Origin of the sequence: Desulfoglaeba alkanexedens ALDC (genome assembly GCF_005377625.1) — a bacterium.
Classification (GTDB): Bacteria; Desulfobacterota; Syntrophobacteria; order Syntrophobacterales; family DSM-9756; genus Desulfoglaeba; species Desulfoglaeba alkanexedens.
The window spans coordinates 362,688-380,795 of the sequence record NZ_CP040098.1; the positions used below are offsets into that span (position 1 = coordinate 362,688).

The window sequence follows — 18,108 nt, forward strand, 5'->3', positions numbered from 1 at the left end:
GACTCCCTCCCTGAAAAAACCGCCGGCGCCGCTTTGCGCCGCAGCGGGGCTCACCGCTACCACACGGAACAGAGCACTTCCCCGCCCACTCGGTTGGCGCGCGCGTCCCGGTCGGTCATGATCCCCTTCGACGTCGACAGGATGGCGATACCCAAGCCGTTAAGCACCTTCGGGATTTCATCGTGGCCCACGTAGACCCGGCGGCTCGGCTTGCTGATCCGTTCCATACCGGTCACCGCCGCTTCCCGATCGGTGCTGTATCTCAGGTGGACCCTGAGCACCCCCTGCTTGTTGTCCTTGATGAGCTTGTAATGCTTGATGTAGCCCTCTTCCTTCAGGATCCGGGCGAGTTCCGTCTTGAGCCGCGACGCCGGGATGTCCACCTTGTCGAATCGAGCCCGCTGCCCGTTTTTGATCCTGTTCAAGAAATCGGCGATCGGGTCCGTCATAGCCATAGATCAGGTCTCCTTCTCATCCTCTCCCGCGAGTCTTACCAGCTCGACTTCACCACCCCGGGCAGCTCGCCGTTGAGCGACATCTTCCGAAAGCAGATGCGGCACATTCCGAACTTCCTGAGGTAGGCCCGGGGCCGACCACAAAGAGGGCATCGGTTGTAAGCCCTGACGCGGAACTTGGGCGTTCGCGTCGCTTTAGCAATCATGGATTTCTTCGCCACAAAACACTCCTTGTCCAAGGCCTATTTCTTGAAGGGCATGCCCATGAGCTGCAAGAGAAGACGGGCCTCATCGTCGGTTTCCGCCGTGGTAACGATGGAGATGTTCATGCCCTTGATCTTGTCGATCTTGTCGTAGTCGATTTCCGGAAAGATGATCTGTTCCTTCACCCCCAGCGTATAGTTGCCGCGGCCGTCGAACGCCTTGGGGGACACCCCGCGGAAATCCCTCACCCGGGGCAAGGCCACGTTGACCAGCTTGTCGTAAAAATCGTACATGCGGTTCGCGCGCAGGGTCACCATGCAGCCGATGGGCATCCCTTTTCTCAGTTTGAAAGCGGCGATACTCTGGCGCGCCCGCGTCACCACCGGTTTCTGCCCGCTGATGAGCGCCAGTTCTTCGGCGGCCGAATCCAGAATCTTGATGTTCTGGATCGCTTCACCGAGCCCCATGTTCAGCACGATCTTGCTCAACCTGGGAATCTGCATCGGGCTTTTGTACTTGAAGGTTTCCGCCAGCTTGGGCGCCACTTCCTGAGTGTAAAACTCGCGCAATCGTGCCATCTAACGCCTCCCGTCCCCCCGATCGGCGTGGACGTCATCCGTCGATGACTTCGCCGCATTTCTTGCAGAAACGCACCTTGCGGCCGTCTTCGAGGACCTTATAGCCCACTCGGGTAGGATCCGTGCACTTGGAACAAATGAGCATCAGGTTGGATACGTGAATGGGGGCTTCCTTTTCCAGGATCCCTCCCTGCCGGCTGTGAGGTCCGGGCCGCATGTGGCGCTTCACCATGTTAAGCTTTTCCACGATGACCCGGTCCTTCTTGGGCAGAAGGCGCATCACCTTGCCGCTCTTGCCTTTCTCCTTGCCGGCGATCACCATCACGGTGTCGTTCTTTCTGATCCGATACTTCTTCACCACAGCCATGGCACCGAACTCCACTTCCCGCTACAGGACTTCCGGAGCGAGCGAAATGATTTTCATGAACTGCTTGGCCCTCAGTTCTCTCGCCACCGGACCGAAGATCCGGGTTCCGATGGGTTCCCTGGCCGCGTTGATGAGAACCGCGGAATTGTCGTCGAACTTTATGTAAGACCCATCGGAGCGGCGAACTTCCTTACTGGTGCGCACCACGACGGCTCGCAACACATCGCCCTTCTTCACCTTGGCGTTCGGAATGGCTTCCTTGACGGACACCACGATGATGTCCCCCACCGTCGCATAACGCTTCCGCGAGCCGCCCAGTACCTTGATGCAGTAAAGCCGCTTTGCTCCGGAATTATCGGCGGCGTTGAGCTGAGTTTCCGCCTGGATCATCTTCTGCTCCCTTTCACTACAAGCACTCTAGCCGTCCTGGACTCCGTGACCCCGACCGCTTCCGGTCAACCGGCCGCGCGTTTGAGGATCTCCAACACCACCCAGTGTTTGTCCTTGCTCAACGGCCGGCTCTCCAGCACCAGCACCTGGTCGCCGATCTGACAGGCGTTGGCCTCGTCATGAGCCTTGAAAGTGCTCTTGCGGCGCACATACTTCTTGTAAACCGGATGCCGAACCAGCCGCTCCACCCTGACCACCACGGTCTTGTCCATCTTGTTACTCACCACCGTGCCGACCCGAGTTTTCCTTCGAGATTTCCCCTCTTGCCGCTCTTCCATAGAATAAGCCCCTTGGGAGTCTTTACGACTTTTCCTTTTCGCGAAGCACCGTCAGCACGCGCGCCACGTCCCTGCGGTACTTGCCCAGTTGCGCCGTATTTTCCAGCTGCCCGGTCGCGTGCTGAAATTTGAGGTTGAAAAGCGCCTCGCGAATCTCGGCAAGCTTCTGCCGAAGTTCCTCCTGGCTCATATCCCGCAATACCCTGGCTTTCATAGCACATCCTGCCTCGAAACAAAGCGCGTCGGGATGGGCAGCTTGTGCGCGGCCAGCCTACAGGCTTCGCGTGCCACCTCTTCCGGTACGCCCTTCAATTCATAGAGAATCCGTCCCGGTTTCACCACGGCCACCCAGCCTTCCGGTGGACCCTTGCCTTTGCCCATCCGGGTCTCGGCGGGCTTCTTGGTGTAGGGCTTGTCCGGAAAGATGCGAATCCAGATTTTGCCGCCGCGCTTCACGTGTCGGGTGATGGCCACACGAGCGGCTTCAATCTGCCGGGACGTGATCCAGCCCGGTCCCAGCGCCTTCAGCCCGTAGTCGCCGAAATTCAGCTGATGGCCGCGGTAAGCCATACCGCGGCGACGCCCCTTCTGCTGCTTTCTATATTTGACCCGTTTCGGTGCAAGCATTTCACAAACCCCTCTGGCAGCATTTGCTCCCTGGCGGCCGCTGCGCGCCGGGTTCCGCCGCGGCGGCACCCGGCGCCGGCACATCCTGCGCCTACGCGAGGACCTCGCCCTTGAAGATCCACACCTTGACGCCGATCACGCCGTAGGTCGTCTTCGCAACCGCCGTGGCATAGTCGATGTCGGCTCTCAGCGTGTGAAGTGGAACCCGTCCCTCACGGTACCATTCGCGGCGAGCCATTTCCGCTCCACCCAGCCGCCCGGCACAGGCCACCCGAACCCCCTTGGCTCCGAATTTCAGCGATGAAGTCACCGCCCGCTTCATGGCGCGCCGAAAGGCCACCCGGCGTTCCAGCTGCAGGGCGATGTTTTCCGCCACCAGCGTGGCGTCCAGCTCGGGCCGCCGTACTTCCTGGATGTCGATAAGGATCTCCCTCTTGAAGCGCTTTTCGAGGTCCCTTCTCAGCGCCTCGATTTCGGCCCCCTTCTTTCCGATCACGATCCCGGGGCGGGCCGTGAAGATCCTGATCTTGGCCTTGTTGGCGGCCCTTTCGATTTCAATCTTCGCGATGCCCGCATGGTACAGCCGCCCCTTGATGTAGTTGCGGATCATGCGGTCTTCGTAAGCGAGTTTGGCATAATCCTTCGTGGCGAACCACTTGGAATCCCACGTCTTGATCACGCCAAGCCGAAATCCGGTCGGGTGCACCTTCTGTCCCAAACTTCACCTCCAAAAACGTCCCTACGGCTGATTTCCGATTCCATCCATGGGCCGGACCGCCGCGGCACCCATCGCCCGCGACCCCCAATCCGGCCTCCGCACGCTCTTGACTCCGGCCCGCTACCTCTCTTCCAGCACCACCGTAATGTGGCTCGACCGCTTTATAACCCTCGTCGCACGCCCCATGGCCCTGGGCCGCCACCGCTTCAGGCGCGGGCCCTCGTCCACGTGAACGTTTTTCACGAACAGGTTGTCCATGTCCATGACGCGCGAGTTTTCCGCGTTGGCCATGGCCGAACGCAGGGTCTTTCCGATGTAACGGGCGCCCTTCTTCGGCGTGTACTTCAGGATGGTCAGCGCCTCGCCCAACGGCTTGCTGCGAACAAGGTCCGCCACCAGCCTGGCCTTTGTCGGTGAAATCCGGATGTATTTCGACACCGCCCTCATTTCCATCACTTCTTCCCCTTCACCTTGGACTTCCTGTCGCCGGCATGCCCGTAGAACGTCCGCGTCGGAGCGAACTCACCGAGCTTATGGCCCACCATGTTCTCGGTGACGAAAACCGGGATGAACTTCTTCCCGTTGTGCACCGCCAGGGTCAGGCCCACGAACTCGGGCACGATGGTGGACCGTCTGGACCAAGTCTTGATCACTCTTCGGTCGCCCGTTTCGCGCGCTTTGTAGGCCTTTTGCATGAGATGGTCGTCAATGAACGGTCCCTTTTTCAGAGAGCGAGGCACCTTTTCCTCCTTCGCTTACTTCCTGCGGCGAATGATGAGCTTATCGCTCGGTTTGGTCTTGCGCGTCCGATACCCCTTAGTCGGCTTGCCCCACGGGGTGCACGGATGCCGCCCCCCGGAACTGCGGCCTTCGCCGCCCCCCATCGGGTGATCGACGGGGTTCATGGCCACGCCGCGGACCTTGGGGCGGCGTCCCAGCCAGCGCTTCCGCCCCGCCTTGCCGACGGACAGGTTCTCGTGTTCGATGTGGCCCACCTGACCGACGGTGGCCCGACACACGACGGGAACCATCCGCATTTCCCCCGAGGGAAGCCGCAGGATGGCATGCCGGCCTTCCTTGGCCATGAGCTGCGCCCCGCTTCCGGCGGACCGCACCAGCTGCCCGCCTTTTCCCGGCTTCATCTCCACGTTGTGGACGACGGTTCCCAGGGGCATCCTTTCCAGCCGCAGGCAGTTTCCCGGCTTGATATCCGCCGTGTCGCTGCTCACCACCGTATCGCCCACCTTCAACCCAACCGGAGCGAGAATGTAGCGCTTCTCACCGTCCAGGTAATGCAGCAGAGCAATGCGCGCGGAACGGTTCGGGTCGTATTCGATGCTCGCCACCTTCGCCGGGACGTTTTCCTTCTCCCGCCGAAAGTCGATGATGCGATACAGTCGCTTGTGCCCACCGCCCCGGTGCCGCACCGTGATCCTTCCGTAGCAGTTTCGTCCGCCGTTTTTCTTCAGCGGTTCAACGAGGCCCTTTTCCGGTTCCTTCCGGGTGACGTCTTTAAAATCCGGATAGGTCACGAATCGACTGCCCGGGCTTCTTGGCTTCACTTTCCTTATGCCCATCGGTATCCCTCTTTGCCCTCAATCGAAAACGCATCGGGCCCGGGACGGAGTCCAGCCGCTCCATCCATCACACGCCCTCGAAGAATTCCACACTCTGGCCCGGCTTGATCTTCACCACCGCCTTCTTCCAGTCCGACGTTTTCGTCATGTGCCGTCCGACCCGCTTCATTCTTCCCTTCACAGTGGACGTCCGCACTTCCAGCACATCCACCTTGAAGATCTTCTCCACGGCCTGCTTGATTTCGATCTTGTTGGCTCGCCGGTCCACTTCAAAGCTCAGCTGATTCAGGGCGTCCTTGGCGGCGGTGGTCTTTTCGGTGATCACCGGGCGTTTCAGAACCTGATAGGCTTTGCCACTCATGATCCCAACGCCTCCTCTATCTTCGAGACGGTCTCCCGGGTCAGCAGCACGCTGTGGTGGTTCAGGAGATCGTACACGTTCAACCCTTCGCTCCGCAGGACCTTGGTCCGAGGAATATTGCGCGCGGACTTCTCGATCACCTCGTCCCGGCGGTCGATGACCACGAGCGGCTTTTCGGCTTCAAAGCGCCTGAGCATCTCGGCGAAGGTCTTGGTCTTGATTTCCGCCAGGTGGAGGCTGTCCACCACGGTGAGTTCCCGATCCAGCAGCTTCTGAGAAAGGGCCATTTTCAGGGCCTGCCTGCGCAACTTTTTGGGTACGCGCATCTCGTAGCTCCGCGGCTGCGGACCGTGGACGATTCCGCCGCCCCGCCAGAGCGGCGACCGGATGGTCCCGGCGCGTGCGCGCCCGGTGCCCTTCTGCCGCCACGGCTTCCGACCGCCGCCGGAGACTTCGCTCCGTCCCTTCGTCTTTGCGGTTCCCGCGCGGCGCTTGGCCAACTGATACAGCACCACTTCGTGAAGCACGTGAGGCTTGACCGGAACCCCGAAGATATCGTCCCTGAGTTCCAACTGACCCACCACTTCCCGGTTCATATCGTACACGTCCACAATAGCCATGGTGATCCTCTAGTTCTGCCGTCTCGGCGGTCGCTGCAGCCTCACTTCACCCGGTTCGATTTCCGGAGAAACACGATCCCGTTGGACGAACCGGGCAAGGCGCCCTTGATCAGGATCAGGTTCTCTTCGGGCCGCACATCGACGATTCGCAGGTTCAGCGTGGTGACCCTCTTGTTCCCTTTCTGGCCGGCCATCTTTTTCCCCTTGATAACCCGGCCGGGGTAGGTGGCGCATCCGGTCGAACCGGGCTCACGGATGTTCTTGCAGCCATGGGTCACAGGTCCCCGGTGAAACCCCCAGCGCTTGACGGTTCCGGCAAACCCTTTCCCCTTGCTGTTTCCCATAACATCGATACGCTCGCCGATTTCGAAGACGTCCGCACCGAATTCCTGCCCCGTTTCGTAGCCTTCAGGGTCTTCCACCTTGACTTCCTTAAGGATTTCGAAGCACCCCTTGCCGGCCTTTTCCATGTGACCTCTGAGCGGCCGATTCACCCGGCTCTCCTTGCGCTTTCCAAAGCCCAACTGCAGCGCCGCATAGCCGTCGCGCTCCGGTGTCTTCACCTGAGTGATCACGCAGGGGCCGGCCTGAACCACGGTCACCGGCAGCGAGTGACCGTCGTCCCCGAAAACCTGCATCATCCCCAGTTTTCGCCCGATCAATGCTTTCACCATGATTCCGCTCTCTTTCCCATGAAGGCCCGGAGTCTCGAGCCTAGAGCTTTATCTCCACGTCCACACCGGCGGAAAGATCGAGTTTCATCAAGGAATCCACCGTCTGCTGCGTCGGCTCCAGGATATCCAGCAGCCGCTTGTGGACTCGAATCTCGAACTGCTCCCGAGACTTCTTGTCGATGTGAGGCGAACGTAGAACCGTGTAGCGGTGGATCTTGGTGGGCAGAGGTATCGGCCCCGCAACCCCGGCCCCGGTCTTCCTCGCGGTGGCCACGATCTCACCGGCCGCCTGATCCAGCAGCTTGTGGTCGTAGGCCTTCAGGCGAATGCGTATCCTTTGATTCATCATCATGATCGCCGTTCCAATCTGGGATGATCCCCGTCCTGCGGTGGCCGGCCCGGAGATCCTTCAGTACGGTTCAAAGAAATCGGTTCTATTCGATGATGCTGGTGACGACTCCGGCGCCGACCGTGCGGCCGCCTTCGCGGATCGCGAACCGCAGCCCTTCTTCCAGAGCCACCGGCGCGATCAGCTGCACTTCCATGTTCACGTTGTCGCCCGGCATCACCATCTCCACACCCTCCGGAAGCGTCACCACTCCCGTCACGTCCGTCGTCCGAAGATAAAACTGCGGCCGGTATCCCGGGAAAAACGGCGTGTGCCGCCCACCTTCTTCCTTCTTCAAGACATACACTTCCGCCTTGAACTTCGTGTGCGGCGTGATGCTCCCCGGCTTCGCCACCACCTGGCCGCGCTCCACCTCGTCACGCTTGATCCCCCGAAGAAGCACCCCTATGTTGTCCCCCGCTTCCCCACGGTCCAGCGTCTTACGGAACATCTCCACGCCCGTACACACCGTCTTCATCGTCGGACCGAAACCCACGATCTCCACTTCCTCGCCCACCGTGATCACGCCACGCTCCACGCGCCCCGTAACCACCGTCCCACGACCGCTGATCGAAAACACATCCTCGATCGGCATCAAAAACGGCTTGTCGATGTCCCGCACCGGATCCGGAATGTACTCGTCCACCGCCTTCATCAACTCGAAAATCGGCGCCGCATCCGCACTGTCCGGATCCTCCGCCTCCAACGCCTTCAACGCCGACCCCTTCACGATCGGCACCTCATCGCCCGGAAATCCATACTTCGTCAACAACTCCCGAAGCTCCAGCTCCACCAGCTCGATCAGCTCCGGATCATCCACCATGTCCACCTTGTTCAAAAACACCACAATGTAGGGCACCCCCACCTGACGCGCCAGCAAAATGTGCTCCCGCGTCTGCGGCATCGGCCCGTCATCGGCCGCCACCACCAAAATCGCTCCGTCCATCTGCGCCGCACCCGTGATCATGTTCTTGATGTAGTCCGCATGACCCGGACAGTCCACGTGCGCATAATGACGCTTCTCCGTCTCGTATTCCACGTGCGCCGTCGCTATCGTAATCCCACGCTCCCGCTCCTCCGGCGCCTTGTCAATCTGATCGAACGGGACGAACTCCGCACGACCCCGCTTCGACAACTGCTTCGTGATCGCCGCCGTAAGCGTCGTCTTCCCATGATCGATGTGCCCGATCGTCCCCACGTTCACGTGCGGCTTCGTCCGCTCAAACTTCTTCTTCGCCATCGCCTCTCCTCCTCAATCTGAACCGTTGACTGCAGAACCCGTTCCGTTCGTCATCACAAAAATCGCTTATCACCGGGAGGACGCCGGTCCGTCGTTCCAGGCAGCGCCGCCGGTTCCGGATGGCCGGGCCTCCAAACGGGATCCCGGCCGACTTCCCTACCAGCGATAGTGAGCGAAGGCCTTGTTGGCTTCAGCCATCCGGTGCGTGTCCTCGCGCTTCTTGATGGCTCCCCCGCGATTCTGCGAAGCGTCGGCCAGTTCGCCTGCCAGCTTCTGCATCATGGTCTTCTCGGACCGCTGCCGGGCGTGGTTGATGATCCAGCGCATGGCCAGGGCGTCCCGCCGTTCGTAACGCACTTCCACGGGAACCTGGTACGTAGCTCCGCCGACCCTGCGGGATTTGACTTCAATCACCGGCCGCACATTCTCCATGGCCTTGTGGAAGACCTCAAGGGGATCCTGCTTCGAACGCTGCTCGATCAAGTCGAAGGCTCCGTAGAGGGTTCTTTCGGCCACGCTCTTCTTGCCGCGGCGCATGAGGTTGTTTACGAACTTCGCCACGAGCTTGCTGTTGAACTTGGGATCCGGCAGAATCTCGCGCTTCGGGACTTCTCTTCTTCTTGGCATTCCCTTCCTCGACTGGTCCGGTCATCAATGGCAAAAGATAGGCCATGGCCCGGCGGGCCATGGCCCCCATCCTACCCGGGAATCCGGCTACTTGGGTCGCTTTGTACCGTACTTGGATCGGCCCTGCCTGCGGTCGCCGACCCCCAACGCATCCAGGGTTCCGCGAATGATATGATAACGCACGCCGGGAAGGTCCTTCACGCGGCCGCCTCGAATCAGAACCACCGAGTGCTCCTGGAGGTTGTGGCCGATGCCCGGGATGTAGGAAGTGACCTCGATGCCGTTGGTCAGGCGCACGCGGGCGATCTTGCGCAGCGCCGAATTGGGCTTCTTGGGGGTCGTGGTGTAGACGCGCACGCACACCCCCCGCTTCTGAGGGCACCGCTGCATGGCGGGCGTGCTCGATTTCTTCTTGATCTGCTTTCTGCCTTTCCTCACCAGTTGGTTGATCGTGGGCATTGTCCACTCTCCGATCCTTCTGTGTTGCCGCGTCAAGGGTTCCCCGGCGGCCCGCCTGTCTTTTGGGCTCGGAAATCCTTTCTATCTACAGATAGCCCCGCGGGTTGTCAAGCTCTTTTAAGCCTGAGCCCGCCCGCATTCCTTGGGGATCATTTCCTGATGTCGCGGTAGCGTTTCATGCCGCTGCCTGCAGGAATCAGGCGCCCCATGATCACGTTTTCCTTCAACCCTTCCAGGTGGTCGACCTTGCCGGCCGAAGCCGCGTCGGTGAGCACCTTGGTGGTTTCCTGAAACGACGCCGCGGAAATGAAACTGTGGGTGCTGAGCGACGCCTTGGTGATGCCGAGAAGCAGCGGCTCGGCCACGGCCGGTCTTTTCCCTTCCGTTTCCAGCTTGGCGTTCACGTCTTCAAAGATGGGCTTTTCCACCTGTTCGCCGATAAGGAAATCCGTGTCGCCGGGGTCCGTGATCCGCACGCGCCGGAGCATCTGCCGCACGATGACCTCAATGTGTTTGTCGTTGATCTTGACGCCCTGCAGCCGGTAGACCTGCTGGACCTCATCGACCAACCACTTGGCGAGTTCCTTTTCCCCCAGGATGCTCAGCACGTCGTGCGGATTCCGGGATCCGTCCATGAGGGCTTCGCCGGCCCGCACGTAGTCGCCTTCATGTACGCTGATATGCTTCCCCTTGGGAATCAGGTACTCGCGCGGTTCCCCGACTTCCGGCGTAACGACCACCTTGCGCTTTCCCTTGGTGTCCTTCCCGAAGCTCACCACGCCGTCGATCTCCGCGATCACCGCATTTTCCTTGGGCTTTCGCACTTCAAACAGTTCGGCGACGCGCGGCAGACCTCCCGTGATGTCTTTGGTCTTGGTGGTTTCCCGCGGGATCCTGGCGAGAACATCGCCGGGGAAGACCACGTCGCCTTCGTTCACCATGAGGATGGCGCCGACAGGCATGAAGTATCGGGCGTGCCCCCCGTCGCCGACTTTCATCGTCCTGCCGCGTTCGTCCTTTATGGAAATCCGGGGGCGCATGTCCGGATCGCGGCTTTCCACCACCACCTTGCAGGACTTACCGGTCACGGGGTCCAGCTTTTCCTGCATGGTCTGGCCTTCGAGGATGTCCCCGAACTTCACGGTCCCAGGGACCTCCGTGAGGATGGGCAGCGTGAAGGGGTCCCATTCCGCAAGGAGTGTTTCCGCGTCCACCGCCTGGCCGTCCGGAACCTTGAGCTTGGCGCCGTAGACGATGACATACCGTTCCCGTTCCCGTCCGGTCTCGCTCACGATGGCGATCTCTCCGTTGCGGTTCATCGCCACCAAGTCCCCTTCCCGATTTTTAACGGTGTGAAGATTGACGAAACGAACGGTTCCCGGGTACCGGTTGGTGATCGAAGTCTGCTCAATGCGCTTGCTCGCGGTCCCACCGATGTGGAAGGTCCGCATGGTGAGCTGTGTTCCGGGTTCCCCGATGGATTGCGCGGCGATAATGCCGATGGACTCGCCGATCTCCACCATCTTTCCGTGAGCCAGGTCCCGACCGTAACACTTCGCACAGACCCCGCGCCGGCTCTTACACGTAAGCACCGAACGAATCAAGACCTTTTCGACGCCGGCGTCTTCGATCCGTCGAATCCCCTGCTCATCGATCTCGGTTCCCGCCGGCACCAGGATTTCCCCTGTCACGGGATCGATCACATCTTCGTGGGCGATGCGCCCCAGAATCCGCTCTCCCAGCCGCTGGATGATTTCGCCGGCTTCCAGGAGCGCTTCCAGTTCGATGCCGTCCAACGTCCCGCAGTCTTCCTCGGTGATGATCACGTCCTGGCTCACGTCCACCAGGCGGCGGGTCAGGTAGCCCGAGTTGGCGGTCTTGAGAGCCGTATCGGCCAAGCCTTTTCGGGCGCCGTGCGTGGAGATGAAGTACTGCAGCACGGTGAGGCCCTCCCGGAAGTTGGCCGTGATGGGCGTTTCGATGATTTCGCCCGAAGGCTTGGCCATGAGTCCGCGCATGCCGGAAAGTTGGCGCATCTGATCCTTACTTCCCCGAGCACCCGAATCGGCCATCATGTAAATGGGGTTGAAAGACGGGATTTCGACCGTCTCCCCCTCGATGCCCGGCATCTTGTCCACCGCGATTTCCTTCATCATTTCGGAAGCCACATCTTCGGTGGCCTTGGCCCAGATGTCCACCACCTTGTTGTACTTCTCCCCTTCGGTGATGAGGCCTTCGTTGTACTGGCGTTCGATTTCCTGCACCTGCTCGAAGGCCATGTTGATGATCTCCGCCTTGCGTTTCGGGATGATCATGTCCCCGATGGAGATAGACAAACCGGAACGGGTCGCGCTGGCATAGCCGATGTCCTTCAACCGGTCCGCCAGGATCACGGTCGTCTTGACCCCCGCCACCCGGTAGGCGTAGTCGATCAAATCCAGTATGGCCTTCTTGTTCATGATGCGGTTGATGAGCATGAAAATCTTTCGGAGGTTTTCGTGATCTTCCAGAATGTCCGCCGGGAAGATCTCCGAAATGAGTTCCCACAGAAGCACCCGGCCGACCGTCGTTTCAAACAGTTCGCCGTCGATGCGCACCTTGATCCGCGCATGCAGCTCCACCTGCTCCGCATCGTACGCCCGGCGCACTTCGCCCACTCCCGAAAACACTCGGTTTTCTCCGCGGGCCAAGGGTTTTTCCCTGGTCATGTAGTAGATGCCGAGCACGATGTCCTGCGAAGGCACGATGATGGGGCCTCCGTGGGCGGGGCTCAAGATGTTGTTGGTGGACATCATGAGCACCCGGGCTTCCGCCTGGGCCTCGATGGAAAGCGGAACGTGAACCGCCATCTGGTCCCCGTCGAAGTCCGCGTTGAATGCCGTGCAGACCAGAGGGTGCAGCTGGATCGCCTTGCCTTCGATGAGGATGGGCTCGAAGGCCTGGATGCCGAGCCGGTGCAGGGTCGGAGCACGGTTGAGCATCACCGGGAATTCACGCACTACCTCGTCCAGCGTGTCCCAAACCTCCGGCGTTTCCTTTTCGACCATCTTCTTCGCAGCCTTGATGGTCGTCACGGACCCCTTTTCTTCCAACTTGTTGTAGATGAAAGGCTTGAAGAGTTCGAGGGCCATCTTCTTGGGCAGCCCGCACTGGTGGAGCCGCAGGTTGGGCCCCACGACGATCACCGTCCGCCCGGAATAGTCCACGCGCTTTCCGAGAAGGTTCTGGCGGAAACGACCCTGCTTGCCTTTCAACATGTCGCTGAGCGACTTGAGGGGCCGCTTGTTGGCCCCGGTGATGATCTTACCCCGGCGGCCGTTGTCGAAAAGAACATCGACGGCTTCCTGGAGCATCCGCTTTTCGTTGCGGATGATGATGTCCGGCGCATTCAGTTCCATGAGCCGCTTGAGGCGGTTGTTTCGATTGATCACCCTCCGGTACAGGTCGTTCAGATCGCTGGTGGCGAAGCGGCCGCCGTCCAGAGGCACCAGCGGCCGAAGATCCGGGGGAAGCACCGGAATCACGTCGAGGATGGTCCATTCCGGCTGGTTTTCGGAATCCTTGAAGGCTTCAATCACCTTCAGCCGCTTGGCCAGCTTCTTGCGCTTGGCCACCGAGTTGGTTTCCGTCATTTCCAGGCGGAGTTCCCGGGCGAGCCCTTGCAGGTCCAGGCCCATGAGCAGTTCCTTGATGGCTTCGGCTCCGATGCCCGCCCGGAAGCCGGTTCCGTATTCCTGTATCATCTGCCGGTACTTTTCTTCCCCCATGAGTTCGCCCTTGATGAGGGGCGTCTCCCCGGGATCGATGACGATGTACGAATCGAAATACAGGACCTTTTCCAGCTCCCTCATGGTGAGGTCCAGGAGGTTTCCGATCTTGCTCGGGAGGCTCCGCAGAAACCAGATATGCGCCACGGGGGCCGCCAGTTCGATGTGGCCCATGCGCTCGCGCCTCACCTTCGACTGGATCACTTCCACGCCGCATTTTTCGCACACCACGCCACGGTGCTTCATGCGCTTGTATTTTCCGCAGTTGCATTCGTAGTCTTTGATGGGTCCGAAAATCTTGGCGCAGAACAACCCGTCGCGTTCCGGCTTGAACGTCCGGTAATTGATGGTTTCCGGCTTCTTCACTTCCCCGTAGGACCATTCCCGGATCTTTTCCGGGGAAGCCAGCATGATCTTCACGGCATCAAAGTGAAGCGGATCGGTCGGTTTCACAAAAAAAGGATGAAGCTCTTTCAAAGGTGCCTCCTTATGCGCCGGTGCTGTTCCGTCCCGGTTTCGGCGCCGCCGCGTCCTGCATCCCACGGGCGCTCAGAAAGCAGGACGGCTTCGGTCTTCCGGGAGTTTCGACGCAGGCTCAATCTTCTTCCCCTTCTTCCAATAGCTGGATATCCAGGCACAGGGCCTGAAGCTCCTTCACGAGCACGTTGAACGACTCGGGAAGTCCGGCTTCAAGCGTATTGTCGCCCTTGACGATCTTTTCGTACATGCGGGTCCGCCCCGCCACGTCGTCCGATTTGACCGTGAGGAATTCCTGGAGCGCGTAGGCTGTGCCGTAGGCTTCCATGGCCCACACTTCCATTTCCCCGAGGCGCTGTCCGCCGAACTGGGCCTTGCCGCCCAGCGGCTGCTGGGTCACCAGGGAGTACGGTCCGATGGAACGGGCGTGGATCTTGTCGTCCACCAGGTGGTGGAGTTTCAGCATGTACATGATGCCCACGGTGACCGGCTGATCGAAGGGTTCTCCCGTCCGCCCGTCGTAGAGGATCGTCCGGCCGGTTTCGGGAAGCCCGGCTTCCTTTAGAAAGGCCCGGATCTCGTCTTCGTGGGCCCCGTCGAACACCGGCGACGCCACGTGGAGGCCTTCCTTAAGCTGCGGGGCGAGGGCCTTTAGTTCCTCTTCACCGGCACCCTTGAAATAGTTGTCGAATTCCAGATGATTCAAGATCCGCTTCAGTTTCTCGTCCAGAGCTTCCCGCTCCTTGTGTTCTTCGATCATGCGCGCCAGTTGCTCTCCCAGGCCCTTGGCGGCCCAACCCAGGTGGGTTTCCATCACCTGACCCACGTTCATGCGGGAAGGCACCCCCAGGGGATTCAAGACGATGTCCACGGGGGTCCCATCCGCAAAATGCGGCATGTCTTCGATGGGGAGGATCCGCGAAACGACGCCCTTGTTTCCATGGCGGCCGGCCATCTTGTCGCCCACCTGGAGCTTGCGCTTGACGGCCACGTAGACCTTGACCATTTTGATGACGCCGGGAGGCAGCTCGTCGCCGCGCCTCAGCTTGTTGATCTTCTCTTCGAAGAGCGATTTTACCAGGTCCACCTGTTCCCGGTAGTTTTCGTAGATGTTCTGGATCTCCATGGAAAGCGCCGGATCCTCCTCGGCGCTGAGGCGGCTCCACAGGCCGCTCGGCATGTTCATGAGCACGTCTTCGGTGATGGGTTCGCCCTTTTTCACGTAAACCCTGCGGCCGTCCTTGAGCCCGGACGTGCTGGTCCTGCCCTCAAGGAGCTGGCCCAGGCGGCGGACCGTGCTCTTTCGGATGATCTCCAGCTCATCGCGCTGGTCCTTCATCATTCGGGCGATCTCTTCGTCCTCGATCATCCGCGTCCGCTCGTCTTTGTCCACGCCCTTCCGGGAGAAAACCTTGGCGTCGATCACGATCCCTTCGACGCCGGGGGGCACCCGAAGCGAGGTGTCCTTCACATCGCTCGCCTTCTCACCGAAAATGGCGCGCAGAAGCTTCTCTTCCGGCGTCAATTGGCTTTCACCCTTGGGCGTCACCTTGCCCACCAGGATGTCGTTGTGCTTGATGTAGGCACCGATCCGAACGATGCCGCTCTCGTCCAGATCCTTCAAGGCCTCCTCGCCAACGTTGGGAATGTCCCGGGTGATCTCTTCTTTGCCCAGCTTGGTATCCCGGGCGAGGACTTCGAACTCCTCGATGTGGATCGAGGTGAACACATCGTCTTGTACGATCCGTTCACTCACCAGGATGGAATCTTCGAAATTGTAGCCGCCCCAGCTCATGAAGGCGATCATGACGTTCCGCCCCAGGGCCAGTTCGCCGTGTTCGGTGGAGGTGCCGTCGGCGATGATCTGCCCTTTGCGCACCCGGTCGCTCTGCCGGACCAGCGGTTTCTGGTTCATGCAGGTGTTCTGATTGGACCGCTGAAACTTGGTGAGCTTGTAGATGTCGACGCCGCTATCCAGGATGCCTTCGGGTTCCCGGGCCCGCACCACGATCCTCGTCGCATCCACGTATTCGACGACGCCGTCCCGCCTGGCGATCACGGCTACGCCGCTGTCGCGGGCCACGATACGCTCGACCCCGGTCCCCACGATGGGGGCCCGGGTCTGGATCAGCGGCACCGCCTGGCGCTGCATGTTGGATCCCATGAGCGCCCGGTTGGCGTCGTCGTGTTCCAGGAAGGGGATGAGCGACGCCGACACGCTCACCAGCTGGTTGGGCGAAACGTCCATGAAGCGGATCTCTTCCGGGGGCACCATCATGAACTCGCCCGCAACCCGCGCCGAAACCTGGGGCAGCATGAAATGCCCCTGCTCGTCGAGCGGCGCGTTGGCCTGGGCGATGGGATAGTCCTTTTCGTCCATGGCCGTGAGGTATTGCACGTCGCGGGTCGCCCGTTTGTCCGACACCTTGCGGTAGGGCGTTTCGATGAAGCCGTAAGGATTCACGCGAGCATAGGTGGAAAGCGAGACGATCAACCCGATGTTCGGACCTTCCGGCGTCTCGATGGGACAGATCCGCCCGTAGTGGGTCGGGTGAACGTCGCGCACTTCGAAGCCCGCCCGCTCCCGGGTGAGGCCGCCCGGCCCAAGGGCGCTCAGCCGCCGCTTGTGGGTGATCTCAGAAAGCGGATTCGTCTGGTCCATGAACTGCGACAGCTGGCTCGTGCCGAAAAATTCCTTGACCACCGCCGAAACCGGCTTGGCGTTGATGAGATCGTGCGGCATCAACGCCTCGATCTCCTGGAGGCTCATCCGTTCCTTAATGGCCCGTTCCATACGAACGAGGCCGATCCGGTACTGATTTTCGAGGAGTTCACCGGCGGCTCGCACACGCCGGTTGCCCAGGTTGTCGATATCGTCCACGGCACCCTGGGTGTCCTTCAATCGGATCAGGTGCTTCACCGCCTCCAGAATGTCCTCGCGGCGAAGCGTACGGTGGTCGATGGGCACGTCGAGTCCCAGCTGAAGATTCAGCTTCAAACGCCCCACTTCGGAAAGGTCGTAGTGGTCGGGGCTGAAGAACAGGTTGTTGAAAAATTCCGTGGCCACCTCCAGGGTCGGCGGGTTGCTGGGCCGCAGCCGCCGGTAAATTTCAATAATAGCGTCTTCCTTGCTGTGCACCTTATCCAGTAGCAGTGTGTTCCGAAAAGACGGGCTCACGTCCTGGCCCTGGAGGTGCAGCAATTCGATCTCACCGATCTGCCGGGCCGCCAGGTCCTCGAGCAGATCCTCGGTGACCGTGTCGTTACACTCGGCGACGATTTCCCCGGTCTTGAAATCCACCACGTCATGGGCCAGCACCTGCCCGATCAGCTCGGTGGTGGGCACGGGCAGCGTCTCGATTCCCATATCCTGGAGGCGCTTGAGGGTCTGCTTGCCGAGTTTTCGGTTCTTTTTGACGAGGACCTCGCCGGTTTCCGGGTTGACGATGTCTTCGGGAGCCCGGCTGCCCACCAGGACGGCGGGATCCAGGGCCTTCCCGGCGCGCTCCCGGTCAAAGATCACCACCTTCTGGGTGGGGTAGAAATAGTTGAGCAGTTCTTCGGAGGAGTGGCCGAGAGCCTTCAGCAGGACCGTCACCGGCAGTTTGCGGCGCCGGTCGATGCGCACGTAAAGAATGTCCTTGGGATCGAATTCCAGATCCAGCCACGAACCCCTCAGAGGGATAATCCTCGCCGAATAGAGGATCTTGCCGCTGGAATGGGATTTTCCCCGGTCGTGATCGAAGAAGATGCCCGGCGACCGGTGCAGCTGGCTCACGATGACCCGTTCCGTACCGTTGACGATGAACGTCCCGTTTTCGGTCATGATCGGAAGCGTTCCGAAATAGATCTCCTGTTCCTTGATGTCGCGGATGGAACGGTGATCGGATTCCTTGTCCACGTCATAGACGACGAGCCGCACCACGATTTTCAAGGGGGCCTCATAGGTCATGCCCCGCGCCAGACATTCCTCCACGTCGTATTTAACGTCGCCGAAACTGTACTGAACGAATTCCAGCGACGCCGTGCCGCTGAAATCCTCGATGGGAAAGACACTGTCGAACACCTCCTGGAGTCCCTTGTTGGACCGGGCTTCAGGCGGCACATCCCTTTGCAGGAAGTTCTCGTAGCTCTCCTTCTGCATCTGAATGAGGTTGGGGATGTCGATGATCTTTTGAATCTTTCCGAAATTTTTCCTAACCCGATACTCGTGGGTCAAAGCAGTTGCCATGGTGTCTCCT

The 18,108-nt window shown here is 60.2% G+C and carries 21 protein-coding genes; all 21 read right to left on the bottom strand.

Going from position 1 to position 18,108, the window contains the following annotated elements:
• Window positions 1-56: 56 nt before the first annotated feature.
• Window positions 57-455, bottom strand: coding sequence for a 30S ribosomal protein S8 (gene rpsH / locus FDQ92_RS01800; protein WP_137423014.1), 399 nt, complete (start codon window positions 453-455; stop codon window positions 57-59).
• 35 nt (window positions 456-490) lie between these two features.
• Entirely contained in the window at window positions 491-676 is a 186-nt protein-coding gene (locus tag FDQ92_RS01805) for a type Z 30S ribosomal protein S14 (RefSeq protein ID WP_137423015.1), read from the bottom strand.
• A gap of 21 nt (window positions 677-697) precedes the next feature.
• Window positions 698-1,237 (bottom strand): 50S ribosomal protein L5, encoded by a 540-nt coding sequence (rplE, locus tag FDQ92_RS01810; protein WP_137423016.1) that lies wholly within the window; start codon window positions 1,235-1,237, stop codon window positions 698-700.
• 34 nt (window positions 1,238-1,271) lie between these two features.
• Entirely contained in the window at window positions 1,272-1,595 is a 324-nt protein-coding gene (gene rplX, locus FDQ92_RS01815) for a 50S ribosomal protein L24 (protein WP_170180406.1), read from the bottom strand.
• Between the two features lie 30 nt (window positions 1,596-1,625).
• Window positions 1,626-1,994: a 50S ribosomal protein L14 gene (gene rplN, locus FDQ92_RS01820; RefSeq protein WP_137423018.1), complete on the bottom strand. Its 369-nt coding sequence runs from the start codon at window positions 1,992-1,994 to the stop codon at window positions 1,626-1,628.
• 65 nt (window positions 1,995-2,059) lie between these two features.
• The gene (gene rpsQ, locus FDQ92_RS01825; protein ID WP_137423019.1) at window positions 2,060-2,332 is read right to left on the bottom strand and encodes a 30S ribosomal protein S17; all 273 of its coding nucleotides are present in this window, start codon (window positions 2,330-2,332) and stop codon (window positions 2,060-2,062) included.
• A gap of 22 nt (window positions 2,333-2,354) precedes the next feature.
• On the bottom strand, window positions 2,355-2,546 hold the full coding sequence (gene rpmC, locus FDQ92_RS01830; RefSeq protein ID WP_137423020.1) for a 50S ribosomal protein L29: 192 nt from the start codon (window positions 2,544-2,546) through the stop codon (window positions 2,355-2,357).
• Window positions 2,543-2,959, bottom strand: a complete 417-nt coding sequence (rplP, locus tag FDQ92_RS01835; RefSeq protein WP_137423021.1) for a 50S ribosomal protein L16 — start codon at window positions 2,957-2,959, stop codon at window positions 2,543-2,545. Before rplP ends, rpmC begins: the two co-directional genes overlap by 4 nt.
• A 91-nt stretch (window positions 2,960-3,050) precedes the next feature.
• Window positions 3,051-3,677, bottom strand: coding sequence for a 30S ribosomal protein S3 (rpsC, locus tag FDQ92_RS01840; protein WP_137423022.1), 627 nt, complete (start codon window positions 3,675-3,677; stop codon window positions 3,051-3,053).
• 120 nt (window positions 3,678-3,797) lie between these two features.
• Complete coding sequence (gene rplV / locus FDQ92_RS01845) at window positions 3,798-4,130, bottom strand: 50S ribosomal protein L22 (RefSeq protein WP_137423023.1); 333 nt, start codon at window positions 4,128-4,130, stop codon at window positions 3,798-3,800.
• Window positions 4,130-4,417, bottom strand: coding sequence for a 30S ribosomal protein S19 (rpsS, locus tag FDQ92_RS01850; RefSeq protein ID WP_137423024.1), 288 nt, complete (start codon window positions 4,415-4,417; stop codon window positions 4,130-4,132). Before rpsS ends, rplV begins: the two co-directional genes overlap by 1 nt.
• Window positions 4,418-4,432: 15 nt before the next feature.
• Entirely contained in the window at window positions 4,433-5,254 is an 822-nt protein-coding gene (gene rplB, locus FDQ92_RS01855) for a 50S ribosomal protein L2 (RefSeq protein WP_137423025.1), read from the bottom strand.
• A 67-nt stretch (window positions 5,255-5,321) separates the two neighbouring features.
• Complete coding sequence (locus tag FDQ92_RS01860; RefSeq protein WP_137423026.1) at window positions 5,322-5,615, bottom strand: 50S ribosomal protein L23; 294 nt, start codon at window positions 5,613-5,615, stop codon at window positions 5,322-5,324.
• Window positions 5,612-6,235: a 50S ribosomal protein L4 gene (gene rplD, locus FDQ92_RS01865; protein WP_137423027.1), complete on the bottom strand. Its 624-nt coding sequence runs from the start codon at window positions 6,233-6,235 to the stop codon at window positions 5,612-5,614. Before rplD ends, FDQ92_RS01860 begins: the two co-directional genes overlap by 4 nt.
• A 41-nt stretch (window positions 6,236-6,276) precedes the next feature.
• On the bottom strand, window positions 6,277-6,909 hold the full coding sequence (gene rplC, locus FDQ92_RS01870; RefSeq protein ID WP_137423028.1) for a 50S ribosomal protein L3: 633 nt from the start codon (window positions 6,907-6,909) through the stop codon (window positions 6,277-6,279).
• Between the two features lie 40 nt (window positions 6,910-6,949).
• Window positions 6,950-7,258 carry a 30S ribosomal protein S10 gene (gene rpsJ, locus FDQ92_RS01875; protein ID WP_137425662.1) on the bottom strand — a complete coding sequence of 103 codons (309 nt, stop codon included), beginning with the start codon at window positions 7,256-7,258 and terminating at the stop codon, window positions 6,950-6,952.
• Window positions 7,259-7,343: 85 nt separating this feature from the next.
• Window positions 7,344-8,537 carry an elongation factor Tu gene (tuf, locus tag FDQ92_RS01880; RefSeq protein WP_137423029.1) on the bottom strand — a complete coding sequence of 398 codons (1,194 nt, stop codon included), beginning with the start codon at window positions 8,535-8,537 and terminating at the stop codon, window positions 7,344-7,346.
• Window positions 8,538-8,693: 156 nt separating this feature from the next.
• Complete coding sequence (gene rpsG / locus FDQ92_RS01885) at window positions 8,694-9,164, bottom strand: 30S ribosomal protein S7 (protein ID WP_137423030.1); 471 nt, start codon at window positions 9,162-9,164, stop codon at window positions 8,694-8,696.
• Window positions 9,165-9,251: 87 nt separating this feature from the next.
• Window positions 9,252-9,623, bottom strand: a complete 372-nt coding sequence (gene rpsL / locus FDQ92_RS01890) for a 30S ribosomal protein S12 (protein WP_137423031.1) — start codon at window positions 9,621-9,623, stop codon at window positions 9,252-9,254.
• A gap of 149 nt (window positions 9,624-9,772) precedes the next feature.
• Window positions 9,773-13,867 carry a DNA-directed RNA polymerase subunit beta' gene (gene rpoC / locus FDQ92_RS01895; protein WP_137423032.1) on the bottom strand — a complete coding sequence of 1,365 codons (4,095 nt, stop codon included), beginning with the start codon at window positions 13,865-13,867 and terminating at the stop codon, window positions 9,773-9,775.
• 118 nt (window positions 13,868-13,985) lie between these two features.
• Entirely contained in the window at window positions 13,986-18,098 is a 4,113-nt protein-coding gene (rpoB, locus tag FDQ92_RS01900) for a DNA-directed RNA polymerase subunit beta (protein WP_137423033.1), read from the bottom strand.
• Between the last annotated feature and the right edge of the window lie 10 nt (window positions 18,099-18,108).